13 protein-coding genes and 1 riboswitch are annotated in these 13,348 nt (G+C 63.1%); of the genes, 8 read left to right on the forward strand and 5 right to left on the reverse strand.

Going from position 1 to position 13,348, the window contains the following annotated elements; genetic code table 11:
- Window positions 1–49: 49 nt before the first annotated feature.
- Window positions 50–718: a YoaK family protein gene (locus ASB58_RS11835; RefSeq protein ID WP_118130966.1), complete on the reverse strand. Its 669-nt coding sequence runs from the start codon at window positions 716–718 to the stop codon at window positions 50–52.
- A 158-nt stretch (window positions 719–876) separates the two neighbouring features.
- On the opposite strand from ASB58_RS11835, the gene ASB58_RS11840 reads away from it, so the two are divergent.
- Window positions 877–1,593 (forward strand): YebC/PmpR family DNA-binding transcriptional regulator, encoded by a 717-nt coding sequence (locus ASB58_RS11840; protein WP_096003093.1) that lies wholly within the window; start codon window positions 877–879, stop codon window positions 1,591–1,593.
- Between the two features lie 16 nt (window positions 1,594–1,609).
- Here the strand turns inward: ASB58_RS11840 and ASB58_RS11845 are convergent, their stop codons facing one another.
- Together ASB58_RS11845 and ASB58_RS11850 are read right to left on the reverse strand one after the other, a co-directional pair.
- On the reverse strand, window positions 1,610–2,686 hold the full coding sequence (locus ASB58_RS11845; RefSeq protein ID WP_118130968.1) for a mechanosensitive ion channel domain-containing protein: 1,077 nt from the start codon (window positions 2,684–2,686) through the stop codon (window positions 1,610–1,612).
- Window positions 2,683–3,462, reverse strand: coding sequence for a helix-turn-helix domain-containing protein (locus ASB58_RS11850; protein ID WP_096003095.1), 780 nt, complete (start codon window positions 3,460–3,462; stop codon window positions 2,683–2,685). Before ASB58_RS11850 ends, ASB58_RS11845 begins: the two co-directional genes overlap by 4 nt.
- 194 nt (window positions 3,463–3,656) lie before the next feature.
- Here ASB58_RS11850 and ASB58_RS11855 point away from each other — a divergent pair, with 194 nt between their 5' ends.
- The 7 genes from ASB58_RS11855 to ASB58_RS11885 all read left to right on the forward strand — a co-directional run bounded on the left by ASB58_RS11855 (window position 3,657) and on the right by ASB58_RS11885 (window position 9,215).
- Window positions 3,657–3,926, forward strand: coding sequence for a YiaA/YiaB family inner membrane protein (locus ASB58_RS11855; RefSeq protein WP_096003096.1), 270 nt, complete (start codon window positions 3,657–3,659; stop codon window positions 3,924–3,926).
- Window positions 3,927–3,931: 5 nt separating this feature from the next.
- Entirely contained in the window at window positions 3,932–4,630 is a 699-nt protein-coding gene (locus ASB58_RS11860) for a PspA/IM30 family protein (RefSeq protein ID WP_096003097.1), read from the forward strand.
- 129 nt (window positions 4,631–4,759) lie between these two features.
- Complete coding sequence (locus ASB58_RS11865) at window positions 4,760–5,656, forward strand: MBL fold metallo-hydrolase (RefSeq protein ID WP_118130970.1); 897 nt, start codon at window positions 4,760–4,762, stop codon at window positions 5,654–5,656.
- Between the two features lie 2 nt (window positions 5,657–5,658).
- The gene (locus ASB58_RS11870; RefSeq protein WP_096003099.1) at window positions 5,659–6,474 is read left to right on the forward strand and encodes a LysR family transcriptional regulator; all 816 of its coding nucleotides are present in this window, start codon (window positions 5,659–5,661) and stop codon (window positions 6,472–6,474) included.
- A 45-nt stretch (window positions 6,475–6,519) separates the two neighbouring features.
- The gene (locus tag ASB58_RS11875) at window positions 6,520–7,323 is read left to right on the forward strand and encodes a CHAD domain-containing protein (protein WP_118130972.1); all 804 of its coding nucleotides are present in this window, start codon (window positions 6,520–6,522) and stop codon (window positions 7,321–7,323) included.
- A 20-nt stretch (window positions 7,324–7,343) separates the two neighbouring features.
- On the forward strand, window positions 7,344–8,243 hold the full coding sequence (gene ypfJ / locus ASB58_RS11880) for a KPN_02809 family neutral zinc metallopeptidase (RefSeq protein WP_118130974.1): 900 nt from the start codon (window positions 7,344–7,346) through the stop codon (window positions 8,241–8,243).
- Window positions 8,244–8,477: 234 nt separating this feature from the next.
- A riboswitch (glycine riboswitch) is annotated at window positions 8,478–8,575 on the forward strand.
- 22 nt (window positions 8,576–8,597) lie between these two features.
- Window positions 8,598–9,215: a trimeric intracellular cation channel family protein gene (locus ASB58_RS11885; protein ID WP_118130976.1), complete on the forward strand. Its 618-nt coding sequence runs from the start codon at window positions 8,598–8,600 to the stop codon at window positions 9,213–9,215.
- Between the two features lie 65 nt (window positions 9,216–9,280).
- Here the strand turns inward: ASB58_RS11885 and ASB58_RS11890 are convergent, their stop codons facing one another.
- Both ASB58_RS11890 and ASB58_RS11895 read right to left on the reverse strand, forming a co-directional pair.
- Complete coding sequence (locus tag ASB58_RS11890) at window positions 9,281–10,159, reverse strand: carboxylate/amino acid/amine transporter (protein WP_118130978.1); 879 nt, start codon at window positions 10,157–10,159, stop codon at window positions 9,281–9,283.
- Between the two features lie 42 nt (window positions 10,160–10,201).
- A complete protein-coding gene (locus ASB58_RS11895; RefSeq protein WP_118130980.1) occupies window positions 10,202–13,348 on the reverse strand; it encodes an efflux RND transporter permease subunit in 3,147 nt (1,048 codons plus the stop codon).

Genomic DNA, 13,348 nt, shown 5'->3' on the forward strand with positions numbered 1-13,348 from the left:
CCACGAGGGGCGGCCAGCCGCCCCTCAGCTTTACCACTCCCGCATCCCATCAAGACGCAGCACCACGCCGCAGCACCCAAACCTGATAGATCCCCGCCAGCAGCACCGCCATTGAGGCAGGCGCCAGCAGCGAATAGAACTGCCAGCGAGCAAAGCCCAGCGCCCCCAGCGTGCCCCCCAGAATAAAGCCGCCAATCAGCAGCAGAAACAGCACCGCCTTGCGCCGGTCCAGCGGCACACCGCGCAGGCGCGCGCCCAGCATGACGCCCAGATCGGTGAAGATACCCGAGACGTGGGTGGTGCGAATAATCGCACCGCTGTAGGTGGTTACCATCGCGTTCTGCAGCCCGCAGGCGGCCGAGGCCAGATAGTGACCGCTCAGGCTGCTGGCCTGCAGCGCCAGCATGGCGAGCACCAGCAACGCCGCCTCAACCACTAGCGCTGCGCCATAACGCCGCCCCGGTTGCAGCGCACTACTGCCAATAAACAGTCCGCTGAAAGCCGCCCCCGCGACAAAGCTCAGCAACACCAGCAGCAGGTGCATCAACTCAGCCAGTGGCAGGCGGGTCAGCCCAGCCCCCAGCAACGTAGACGTGCCCGTCAGATGCGACACCGCCTGATGGCTGAACCCCAGCAATCCGACGGCATTGACCATGCCGGCCATCAGCGCGAGGGTAAAGGCGCCAACCTCAACCCATGGTGGCAGTCTGGAAATCACCTGCTCGCCCCCCGATAAAAGGCCCCATCATACGCCGCCGACATGCTCTCTGTCCGGCGGCCCCACGTTCGTCAGCCTTCCCGGCCTCAGGCGTGGATATCCGCCGCCAACTGCGAGTAGAATCGCTGTTTTTCGACATTTCGACAGGACACTCGCAGATGGGTCGCGCTTATCAGAACCGCAAGGAATCCATGGCCAAGACGGCCGACGCCAAAACCAAGCTTTACAGCAAGTACGCGCGGGAGATCTACGTCACCGCCAAGTCAGGCGGCGTGGACCCCGATGGTAACCTGGCCCTGCGCGGCCTGATTGACCGAGCCAAGAAAGATCAGGTCCCCGGCCACGTCATCGACAAGGCCATCGACAAGGCCAAGGGCGGCGGCGGTGAGGATTTTTCCAAAGCGCGTTATGAAGGCTTCGGCCCCGGCAACTGCATGGTCATCGTCGACTGCCTGACCGACAACCCGAACCGCACCTTTGCCGACGTACGCAACTGCTTCACCAAGACCAAGAGCAAGATCGGCACCGAGGGCAGCGTCAGCCACATGTTCGATCACTGCGCCATTCTGGCCTTCAAGGGTGAAGACGAGGAAGCCACGCTGGAAGCGCTGATGATGGCCGACGTCGACGTCACCGACATCGAGAACGAAGATGGCGTAATCACCGTATTCGCCCCGCACACTGAATACTTCAAGGCCAAGCAAGCGTTGATTGATACCTTTGGCGAGCTGGATTTTGAAGCCGACCTGATCCAGTTTGTGCCGCAAACCACCACCGAGATCAGCGGTGATGATGTGGTCATGTTCGAGAAGTTTACCGACATGCTGAACGATCTCGACGACGTGCAGAACATCTTCCACAACGCCGAGTTCTGATCTGCGCGGGCGCTCCTCAGGAGCGCCCTGCCTGCCCTGCTCCAGCCGCTTCGCCACCCGACCCCGTCATCGCATCAAGCTCCCGCCGCTGTTCACGCATGTGTTCCAGCTGCGCCTTGATCGCCGCCTTGCGTTCGCCATCAGCACCTTTGGCCTCTTCTTCCAGCGCACGCGCCTGCTCGGACAGCTGCGCCTTGCGCTCAGCCAGCTGCTGCGCCAGTTCGGCCTTGTCGAACAACACCGCTTCAGCTTCAGCGGCCTGCGCTCGGCGCTGGCGATGCCCGCCACCCGCCGGGACAAACACCTGTTCAGCAGCAACCGGGCGTTGATTCATGATGGTAGGCGACATGATCTCGATGCCTGCGCCGTGCAGGCCGTCGAGAATCGCCTTGTAGAGGGTAGAACGCGCCGTAATCAGGCCACGCGCCTCGGGCAGCACGCCGGATACCCGGTAGTTGATGGCAAAGTTGCCCAGCGCGAGCAACTGCACAAAGGCATCCTGCAGGCCGCTGGTCTGGGCGGCAGCCAGCAGCAGGGGCTCTACGTCGGCGTGATGGGTGTCATACCCAAGCGACAGCTCGGCCGAGACCAGCGCGCCGTCACTGCGCAACGTGGCAATCGGGTGGCTGGTCAGGTAGCTGTTGGGCAGCGCGATCAGCTCGCCACTTTCAGACTGGATCTCGGTATCAAACAGCCCCCGCTCCGCCACTCGCCCAAAGTGCTCGCCCACCGAAATGAAGTCGCCCAGCACAAAGGGCCGGGTCATACGCAACAGTACGCCCGCAGCCAGGTTGGCAAAGATATTGGAAGACGAGAAGGCAAAGACACCGGAGATCAACAACCCCAACAGCGCGATGATCTGATTGCGCGCGCCCTCGCTGACCGGCAAGGCCAGAATGACCGCAACCATGCCAATCAACGTCAGCGCCAACATGACCAGCTGGCGTGAAAACAGCCGCTCGTTGCCCAGGTCGCGGTTGCGCCGAATCAACAAAAAGTGCGCCAGCGCCAGCACCAGCGCTACCAGCCCAAGTGTCAGCAGCAGCGGTATGGACGCCAGGGCGACCGCCAGAATATCCGTCAGCAGGTTCATCCCGTCTCTCCCGTTCGTTTGTGTCCAGGGTAGTACTTGGCCGCTTCAGGCCGGCGCAACTGCTGAAACGCTGCCACCTCCCAGGGCCGAATGGCCAGAATCATGCTGACGCCAAAGCGCTGCTCCAGGGGCAGTACCAGGTCCTCCTGATGACTGTGGCGAAACGCCTGGGCCAGGCGCTGCAGCTTCTGATGCATCTGCTCCGTCGACTGCGGCGAGAGCATGCCACTAAGGAACATCCGCAGCTCACCCGGCAAATTGAAATGACACTGGAAAAAGTCGGCCTGCACCTGCTGCTCGAAAAAGCGCTGAATCGGCCCATGCTGCTGCCAGCGAAAATCGTGACTGATCAGCGGCTTGATGCGGTTGCCCGGCAACAACTCGATCAACCCCATCCGATCCAGCCGCGCCAGCCGTCCCACCGCTTCTGGCTCACTGAGCTGATAGGTTTCCAGTATCTGCGCCAGACTCCAGCGATTCAGCGCGCAGATCGCCACCAGCAGCAGGCGATCATCGCCGACCAGCTCCTGTTCCTGCTCGGTCGTCAAAGCGTCGATGCGCTGAGCCTGATCCAGCCGCCGCACCAGGTCGCTGATTTCCAGCCCCAGCAGAGAACAGATCTGATCCAGCCGCTGCAGCGAAAACTGCCGCTCGGAGAACAGCCGCTTGACGCTCGCCTCCGACAAGTCCAGCGCCTCGGCTACCTGCTGATAGGTAATTCCCTGCTCTTTCAGCGCGTTTTTGAGTGCCGAGACAATCGCTGCGGTCTGTGCCATATGACAATACCTTTACAGAGCATAAATGCCGTCAAGGCGGGGCAAGCCGCCATAAAGTATCGCCATGTAATACCTTAAGCCACCTCCCGCGCAACCTTTTCGGTAACGCTGGCACCGCCGAACAGGCCGGTGCACAGTCCGCTCCAGACGCAGCCACACCCTGTGCGACTGCCACTCACGCTGGAGGCAACACCATGGATAGCGAAATCAACAGCAACTCCTCAGGCTGGATTTTCTTCGTCAAGGCATCCTTCGCGATCGCCCTGCTGGCGACCGGCGCGGGGGTGATTTTTTCGCCCACCGACCTGCTGGTCAAAGGTTACATGTCGGTCTGTGCGCTGTTTCTGGTCAGCACCACCATCACCCTGTCAAAAACCATGCGGGACGAACACGAAGGCAAGCGCATCCACAACCGCCTGTCCGAAGCCCGCGCCCAGCAACTGCTGAAAGAATATACGGAGTAACCGCCATGACACTCTGGAGAAAGGTAGGCACCCTGTTCCGCGCCAGCGCGCACGAGCCGCTTGAGCAACTGGTCGACGCCAACGCCCTGCGCATCATGGAGCAGGAACTGCGCGACACCGAGAACGCCATGCTGCTGGCCAAGCGCGAGCTGGCCGGCCTGATGGCGACCATCAAGCAGCTGCAGCGCAGCAACCTGCAACTCAGCGAAGAATTGGCCCAGCGTGAAGAGCAGGCCCGTCAGGCGCTGGAGCGGGATGAGTCCGGACTGGCCTACGAACTGGCCGAATGGATCGCCGCACAGGAGAACCAGTTGCAGCAGCAACGCCAGCACGCCGAGCAGCTGCAACGCCAGGAGGCGACGCTGCGTGAACAGCTGCGCCGCGCCGCGCAGTTGCATCAACAATATCGCCGCGAGCTGCAACTGGCCCGCGCCAACCGCAGCACCGAACGCCTGCTGGGCAATCTGGGTCACCAGACCCGCGGCCTGCAGGCGCACATGGGCGACCTGGCCAGCTCGCTGGAGCGCATTCGCCAGCGCCAGGACAACGCCAGCGACGTTGGCGCGGCCCTACAGCAGTTGCAGGATGAAGACGACGGCAGCGCCTTGGATCAGCGCCTGCAACGCGCCGGTATCGCCACCGGCAAGACCGACGCCAACAGCGTGCTGGCGCGCCTGCGTGGCAACAGCGGCGCTGAGGCATAAGGCAGCGTACCCAGGGCGGCCACGGCCGCCCTTTCTATAATTTTTTTATTCCATAACCAACAATAAAGAATATTTAACCTATTCTTCAGCAGATGCCACAGTGGGTTCTCAGCCACCCGGAGCCATCCCATGAAGCCTCTTGCCCTGTTTGCCACCCCCTGGCTGCTCGCCTGCAGCAGCCTGTTGAGCGCCGCCCCGGCCGTCGACCACCTGCGCCTGTCGGTGATCCCTACCGCCAGCTCCAGCGGCGCCGCCGAAGCCATGGTGGTCAGCGGCGGCCGCTGGGGTACCCAACGTCATCTGCTGCACGCCGCCATACTGATAGAGCACCCGCAAGGGCGCTTTCTGTTCGACACCGGCCTGGGTCATGAGACCGCCGACGCCTTCGCCCGCAACAATTGGCTCAACCGCACACTGCTCGCCTACGAAAACCTGAACCCGGCGCGTGATCAGCTGGAGGCGGCAGGCTACCAGGCCAGCGATATCGACTTTATTCTGCCCAGCCACCTGCACTGGGATCACCTGGGCGGTCTGCCGGACTTTCCGGACTTGCCCGTGCTGATCCTGCCCGGCGCGCTGGAGGAGGCAAAGACCCATGGCGAGCCACCCGCTTTTCTCGCAGAGCAGTTCGAAGGCGAGCGCGAGTGGCGGCAAATTGCACTCGACAACGTACCCTATCTGGGCTTTGACCGCAGTCTCGACCTGTTCGGCGATGGTCAGTTGGTGCTGGTTGATCTGAGCGGCCATACCGCAGGTCAGGTCGGTCTGTTCGTCAACCTGCCCTCCGGCAAGCGCCTGTTCCTGATTGGCGATACCAGCTGGACCGAGCGCGGCGTAGAGCAGAACAAGCCGCGCCCGGTGTTCGTGCAGTGGATATCCCATGTCGATAGCGATCGCGAGCGCAACAGCGAACAGCTCAAACGCATTCACGAGCTGCACCAGCAGGACCCGGAACTGCTGATCGTGCCCGCGCATGACGAGGTGGTGGCCGCAGGTCTGGCGCATTTCCCCGACTTTGAGGAGTAACCATGGACCTGCGCAGCCTGCGCTATTTCTGCGCCGCCGCTGAAGCCGGCAGCCTCACCGCTGCCGCCGAACGCTGCCACGTCGCCCAGCCGTCCATCTCCAACGCCGTTGCCCAACTGGAGCAGGAGTTTGCCCTGCGCCTGTTCAGTCGCAGCAAAAAAGGCGTCACCCTGACGCCCGAAGGCGACGCCTTCTATCAAGAGGCCACGCGCCTGCTCGGCAGCGCGGGGGAGATGGAACAACGCTTCAAGCGCGTGGAGCGGCCCCGGCTGTCGGTCGCTATCGACTCCAGCCTGGCCAGTCGCGACAGCGGTTACCTGCTGCAGCTGACCGCAGGCAGGCTACAGAACTATCGCCTGCAGGTACGCACCCAGCCCACACAACCGGCAGACCTGTGGCTGCTGAGTGAACGGCAGGTACCGGACGGCTATCACTTTATCGCGCTGCTGGAGCAGGAGTACCGTCTGCTGCTGCCGCGCGGCTGGTCCCTCAATCAGCCACTCGAGCTGGAGCAGGCTACCCGGTACCCTTGGATCGACCGGCTCGACTGCGAACTGCGCAGTGCCTTCCTTGAGCGCCTGCCCGACCTGGCCGACCACGCCAGCCTGCAGGTGGATACCGAAGACCTGGCCCTCAGCCTGGTGCAGCACCGCCAGGGAGCAACCGTGATGGCCGTCAGCGACGACCTCGACCTGCTGAGCCCGGCGGTTGATAGCCACTCCCTGCGCGGGCTGGTGCCGGAGCCGCTGCGTCATCGTCAGCTGGGCCTCGCCTGCCGGGCCGAACTCAAGGACAGCGTCATGGCGGCATTTGGCTGAGCACGGGCTCTTCCCGCGCTGCGGCAGCTGTCCTACACTCGGCTGATGACGCTCAAACCCGACGCTGATCCGCTGTATCAGGCCGCCCGCCAACGCGTGCGACGGGCGCTGCTGCCTGTCGTCACCGGTACCCCGCCGGATGCCGACACCATTCACCAGCTGCGCGTGTGCTGCAAGCGTCTGCGTGCCCTGCTGCAGGTCTATCGGCCGTACAGTGGCCGCCAACGTCTGCGCCTGCTGGATCAGCAGGTTCGTCTGATCGCCAAGTCACTGGCCGGACGCCGCGACCTGCATGTGCAACAGCAACTGATCAGCCAACTGGCCGGAGAGCTGGAACGCCCGCTTAGCCCGGCGCTGAATAGTCAGTTGCTGCTCTCCTCTAGCAGTCACAGCGTCAACGCCACCGACAACGAGCGCATCATCGCCGCCTTTGCAGCGGTCCTGAGCGACTGGCCGCACTGCGATAGCGGCACGCGCGACAACTGGGCGGCAGGGTTGGCGCGCACCCGCAAGCAGGCACGCTCGCTAGCGCGCCGCGCGTGCAATAGCGATCAGGACGCGCTCTTTCACCGCTGCCGCAAGTGGACCAAGTATTACCTCTACCAGCTGGAGCAGTTGCATGACAGCCGGTTGCCGGCGAGCAGCGAGATGCAGGCACTGGCTCGGCTGGGCGAACAGCTCGGCCAATTGCAAGACCTCTGCAACCTGGAGGCGCAACTGCGAACACTGGCGCCAGACCAGGAGACCGAGGCACTTGCCGAACGACTGGAGAAGCGCAAACGCCGCTGCAAACGGCGTATCATTCGCCTGTTCATCAAAGTCTACGGCAGGCGTCACCTGGACGTCTGACCGCGCTACAAGGAGGTGGAATGGACTGGCGAGGCAGGCGACGCAGCAGCAATATCGAGGATCGTCGAGGGAACAATGTCGCCAGTGCCGGCGCCGGTGGCGCCCTGTTGCTGCGCCTGATCCCCATGCTGCTGGGTACGCGCACCGGGCGCTGGATCCTGGGTATCGGCGTGCTCGTAGTGCTGGGCGGCAAGATGCTCGGGATAGATCTGTTGCCCTTGCTGCTGGGCGGCGGACAAACCGTGAGCCAGCAAAGTCAGCGCCCACTGTCACCCGCCGAGCAGGAGCTGAGCGAGTTTGTCAGTGTGGTGCTGGCCGACACCGAAACCACCTGGCAGCAACTATTCCAGAGCATCGGCCGGCAGTATCAGGAACCCACGCTGGTGCTGTTCTCCAACCGCGTACAATCTGCCTGCGGCACCGCCAGCTCGGCCGTCGGCCCGTTCTATTGCCCGGGCGACCGGCAGGTCTATCTGGACCTGTCCTTTTTCAACGACATGAAACAGCAGCTCGGCGCCCCCGGCGACTTCGCCCAGGCCTACGTCATCGCCCATGAGGTCGGCCACCACGTACAGACCCTGCTGGGCATCAGCCAGAAGGTACGTCAGGCCGGCGCCGGCCGCAGCCAGGCCGAGGTGAATGCACTGTCGGTACGCCAGGAGCTGCAGGCAGACTGCTTTGCCGGCCTCTGGGGCCATGCCGCCAATACCCAGCGGCAGATGCTCGACCCGGACGATCTGGACGAAGCCCTTACCGCCGCCAGCGCCATCGGTGATGACCGCCTGCAACGCCGGGCCGGGCAGGACGTCGTGCCGGACAGCTTTACGCACGGCACCTCGGCGCAGCGGGTGAAGTGGTTCAAGCGCGGCTTTGAGTCCGGCGATATCAGCGCCTGCGATACCTTCTCCGGGCCAATCTGAGCCCGGTTACCACGGCACCGGGTCACGCCCAGCCGGCACGCCGAAGCCCGAGCGGTGCAAACGACAGCGCCGCCCGCGCGTAGCCGGACAGGCAGCAATCGATCGAAATCACACAAAGACACAAGACCCGGCAGCATGACAACGGTACAATCGGCACCCCGCAGGAGAGAGGGCTCTGCCCCGCCGAAGGCGCAAACTCCCATAAACGCTCAGGCACAAGCACTGTGGACACGATTAACGCCGTCTGGAGAGAGGCTGCACCGCAGCCCACCGAAGGGGCAAGCAGGGTATGGCCCTGTAAACTCTCAGGTAGCAAGGACAGGGGGAGAGGCTACGCAAACGCAGGAGAACTGTGTGCTGACCTCTGTCTATATCATCGCCATCACCGCCGAAGCCATGTCCGGGGCACTTGCCGCGGGCAGACGCAACATGGACTTTTTCGGTGTCGCCGTTATCGCCTTTTTAACCGCCCTGGGTGGCGGTACCGTGCGGGACATTCTGCTCGGTAACTTCCCGATCACCTGGACCCAGCATCCCCTCTACATCTACATCACCATCACCGGTGGTCTGGCAACCATCGTGCTGGCGCGCTTCATGCGTCACCTCCACCAGCTTTTTCTGGTGCTCGACGCCATCGGCCTTGTCGCCTTCACCGTCATTGGCTGCAATGTCGCGCTGAGACTGGGCTACGACACAGTAGTGGTGGTTATGGCCGGCATCATCACCGGTATCTTCGGCGGCATTATCCGCGACATCATGTGCAATCGAATGCCCCAGGTGTTGCGCCATGAACTCTACGCCAGCGTCTCGCTGGTCGTCGCTCTGCTCTATCTCGCCCTGCGACATCAGGGTGTCAGCGAAAGCGTCAACTTGCTGGCTGCCTTCAGCGTCGGCCTGTTGCTGAGAATGGCAGCGATTCGCTGGAAACTGTCGCTGCCGGTGTTCAGCTACGCCAAATCCCAGTGGGACTGATGAGCGGAATCGCCAGCAAGAGCCTCACTGGCCGCGATGCCTGGCTCGGGCCGACCTGATCGTCGTCAGGGCCGTGCTGGTCGCGCACCGAACCAGCGCGACCAGCGGGCGTTAACCCAGAGTGACAGGCCAAGCACCGCGGAGCCGGCAGCCAGTCGCAGCAGGTCGGCATCATGATTCCAGATCAGCAGATTGACCAGCAGCCCCGCCGGCACCAGCGCGTTGTTCATGATGCCCAGGGTACCGGCGTCCACCTGCGCCGCCCCACGATTCCAGAACAAAAAGCCCAGCCCGGAAGCGACCAGTCCCAGCCAGGCCAGCACCGACCACTGCAGCGTGGTGTGCGGCAGGCGCTCCGGGTTGCCCAGTAGCAGCCAGGCCGGCAGCATGACCATCAGCGCACCAATAAAGAACAGGCCAAAGCCACGCCACTGCTGGGTTGGGGTCAGCTCATAACGGCGCACCAGATGGGCATAACCCACCTGCCCGGCGGCGAAGGTAAAGTTGGCCAGCTGCAGAATCAGAAAGCCGCGAATAAAGCTGTCGCTCAGACCGTCGTACCGGATGATGCCCGCGCCCACCACTGCGATAGCGGCAGCCACCAGCGGGCCGCTGCTGAAGCGGCGGTTCAGCAGGTCGTCAATGAGCGCGACATGCAGAGGCGTGAAGATGGTGAACAGCAGCACCTCGGGCACCGAGATGTACTCGAACGACTGGTACAGGCAGATGTAGGTGACACCAAACTGCAGCGCGCCGACCACCAGCAACCCCGGCACCACCGGACGTGGTAACAAGCGGATGCGCAACAGTGGCAGAAACAGCAGACCCGCCAGCAGGGCACGGGTCAGCACGGCAAAGTAGCTGTCCACCTGCCCGGCCAGATACTCGCCGATCAGACTAAATGACACCGCCCACAACAGGGTTACCGCAACCAGATAAGGCATCTCGACTCCAGGCACGTCAGATGGCCGGGGAGTATACCCGCTTCAGCCTGCCGTGCCCTCCGTCTGATGCCGGCTGCGCCGGCTCAGCACCCCATGCAGCATCACCGGCAGCAGCGTCAGGGTCACCAGGGTCGCGCCCAGAATACCCGCCATCACGATCACCCCGACACCGCGATACAGCTCGGTACCGGCCCCGGGCAAAAACACCAGCGGAGCAATCCCGCATAGCGTGGTCAGGGTGGAAATGGCGATCGGCCGCAGGCGCGCCTCCACCGCCTCCCGAACCGCTTCTATCGGCGTCATGCCCTGATGATCCAGATTATCGATGGCGCGATCCACGATCAGGATCGGGTTATTCACCACCGTGCCCATCAGAATCAGAAAGCCCAGCATGGTGATCATGTCCAGCGGCTGACTGAAGCCACCCAGCCCTTCTGCTGCCAGCGCGGAACCGGCCAGATTCAGCAGCGCCAGACCGGCCAACCCCCCGGCCATACCCAGCGGGATGCTGATCATGATCAGCAGCGGATAACCCCAATGGCGGAAGATTGCCACCAGCAGCAGGAAAACAATCAACAGCGCCGCCAGGTAGTTGCTGCTGAGCGACTCGCGGGTGGCATCCAGCTGATCGGCCGCGCCCGAGATCGACAGACTGACGCCCAGCGGCACCTGCCCTTCGGCACGCAGATACTCCACCAGTTCGGTACGCACCTGCTCGACACCGGCCTCCAGCGGCACCGAGCGCGGCGGAATGATGTTCAGCGTCAGCGTACGACGGCCGTCCACCCGGCGTACCATGCTGGTATCCACTGCTTCCTCGATGCGCGCCAGCGACGACAACGGCAGCACCTGACCACTGGGTGTGTACAGAGTCAGGCCGCGCAGGGTCTGCAGGTCCGGTTGCAGGGCCATGGCGTTATAAAAGTAGATATCGACCTTGTCGTCGTCCTGGAAAAACTCACCCACGTAGCTACCGTCGGTCAGGGCCGATACGGCAAAACCGATGCGGTCGGCGTCCAGGCCCAGCTCGGCGGCACGCTCCCAGTCCGGGTACACCTGCAATAGCGGCTGCGCCAGGCTGAGGCTGGAGGGCTGGGTCTGGATTGAGGGATTGTCGAAAATCTCGCCGGCCCGGTCGTATGCCAGGCGTGCGACATCAAACAGGCTGGCCAGATCGGGGCCTGAGATGTCCAGGTTGATGCTGCGCGTGCCGCCATCGTTGCTGCTGATGATCGAGCCACGGGTAGCGAACGCCCGCATCCCCGGATAGGTTCGAAAATGCTCGACCAGCGCGGCCATCAGCGCCTCGATATCGGCGGGGTCCCGCGGGACGACAACGGTCCACAACCCTTCGGTGGACACGTTCATCATCAGCGTTGCAATTGGCGGCACCGCGCCGTCAGCCTCCTCTGGCGCGGTGCCAGCCGGCGTGTACGGAAGAAAGTGCGCCTGCACCTGCTCGGCAATCTTCTGCATGCTGGCCAGGTTGTAGCCGGGCGGCGCATTCATCATGGCAAAGGTCTTGGCCTCCTCGCCCTCGGGCAGGTACTCCGCCGGCGGTGTGAGGGTCAGCACGATCAACAGGCTACCGCCTATCACCGTAGCAGCGCACAGCGCACGGCGCCGGGCGCTCGCCAGCAACCAACCGACCAGATCGGCGCAGCGCCCGGCCAAGCGGCCATTGCCGCTGGCCTGCGCCAGCTCATCGCCACGCAGCCGGGCACAGGCTGCTGGCACCGCTGTTATCGCCACCAGCATGGAAACCAGAATGGCCGAGGTGATGGCGATGGCGATGTCGGAATACAGCTGACCGGCCTCTTCCTGAATAAACATCACCGGCAAGAACACCATCACGGTGGTCAGCGTCGAGGCCAGAATGGCTGGCCAGACCTTGCTCACCCCGGCAACGGCTGCACGCAGCCGGTCCATGCCCCGTCGCCGCTCCAGCTCGATGCTCTCGAGCACCACGATGCTGTTGTCCAGGGTCATGCCGATGGCAAAGGCCACGCCGGCCAGCGAGATCACGTTGATGGTGCGGCCGGTCAGCATCAGGCCAAGAAAGGCGGCAATGGTACAAACCGGGATACCCAATACGCCGATCAGGGTGACCCGCCAGGAGCGCAGGAACAGATACATGATCAGCGAGGCGAGCAGAGCACCAAGAATCAGGTTCTTCCAGACGTTGAATACCGAATCGCGGACGTATACCACATCATCGGAGTTCAACTTGATCTGCATGCCCTGCGGGTTAAGCAGCTCCTGATTGAGCAGCGCCATTTCCGCCAGCATGGCATCCTTGATCGCGATCACGTTGGAGCCGCTTTCCCGGCGCACGGCCAGGCTGATGACCGGCGCACCGTTGACATAGCTGCGCTGGCTGATACGGGCATGATCCAGGGTGACGTCGGCCAGGTCCTGCAGGCGAATCAGGCTATCGCCCCGCCGCTCGACCACCAGCTGACGCACCTCGTCCAGGCTCTCAAAGCGGCCCACGGTGCGCAGCAGGAAGCGCCGCTTGCCGCTATCAATCTCACCGCCCGACACATCGCTGTTACGCGCCCGCAGCGCGTCGCGCACGGTGGCCGGAGTCAGGCCGTTCAGCGCCAGGCGTTCCGGGTACAGGCGCACCTGCACCTGCCGCGCAGCACCGCCGCGCACATCCACCTGAGCGACGCCATTGACCGCTGACAGACGCGGTCGCACGGTGTCTTCGATGTAGTCGCGCAACATGTCCATATCCAGGTTGCGCGGATTGCCATCCAAGGGTGACACCGCCAGATGCATGAAGGCATTGGCCGAAAACGAGGTCGCGTTGACCGACGGCTGATCCACGTTCTCCGGATAACCCGAGACCTGGGTCAGTGCGTTGTTGACGCGAATCAGCGTTTCGTTGAGGTCGACCCCAAAGGGAAAGTCCAGCTCGATCTCGGCCCAACCGGTACCGGCCACCGAAGTAATGCGCTCCAGGTTGGGCAGGTTACGCAGAAACTCTTCCTGCTCGACCAGAATCTCTTTCTCGATATCCTGCGGCGTAGCGCCGGGCCACTGGGTTTCCACGGTGATGGTGCGGGTTTCCAGATCGGGAATCATCTGCACCGGAATACGCAGCGCAGCCATGGTGCCCAGCACACACAGAATCAGCAGCGCCACGGTGACCAGAATGCCGTGGCGGGTGATGGCGTGGAACAT

Origin of the sequence: Pseudomonas abyssi (assembly GCF_003444685.1) — a bacterium.
Taxonomy (GTDB): Bacteria; Pseudomonadota; Gammaproteobacteria; order Pseudomonadales; family Pseudomonadaceae; genus Halopseudomonas; species Halopseudomonas abyssi.

Bases quoted from the DNA above. Each gene is read 5' to 3' on its own strand.
- ASB58_RS11870 (WP_096003099.1), top strand. From the start codon at position 5,659: ATGGACCTGCGCAGCCTGCGCTATTTCTGCGCCGCCGCTGAAGCCGGC.
- ASB58_RS11850 (WP_096003095.1), bottom strand. From the start codon at position 3,462: ATGGCACAGACCGCAGCGATTGTCTCGGCACTCAAAAACGCGCTGAAA.
- ASB58_RS11865 (WP_118130970.1), top strand. From the start codon at position 4,760: ATGAAGCCTCTTGCCCTGTTTGCCACCCCCTGGCTGCTCGCCTGCAGC.
- ASB58_RS11895 (WP_118130980.1), bottom strand. From the start codon at position 13,348: ATGTTCCACGCCATCACCCGCCACGGCATTCTGGTCACCGTGGCGCTG.
- ASB58_RS11890 (WP_118130978.1), bottom strand. From the start codon at position 10,159: ATGCCTTATCTGGTTGCGGTAACCCTGTTGTGGGCGGTGTCATTTAGT.
- ASB58_RS11840 (WP_096003093.1), top strand. From the start codon at position 877: ATGGGTCGCGCTTATCAGAACCGCAAGGAATCCATGGCCAAGACGGCC.
- ypfJ (WP_118130974.1), top strand. From the start codon at position 7,344: ATGGACTGGCGAGGCAGGCGACGCAGCAGCAATATCGAGGATCGTCGA.
- ASB58_RS11855 (WP_096003096.1), top strand. From the start codon at position 3,657: ATGGATAGCGAAATCAACAGCAACTCCTCAGGCTGGATTTTCTTCGTC.
- ASB58_RS11860 (WP_096003097.1), top strand. From the start codon at position 3,932: ATGACACTCTGGAGAAAGGTAGGCACCCTGTTCCGCGCCAGCGCGCAC.
- ASB58_RS11845 (WP_118130968.1), bottom strand. From the start codon at position 2,686: ATGAACCTGCTGACGGATATTCTGGCGGTCGCCCTGGCGTCCATACCG.
- ASB58_RS11875 (WP_118130972.1), top strand. From the start codon at position 6,520: ATGACGCTCAAACCCGACGCTGATCCGCTGTATCAGGCCGCCCGCCAA.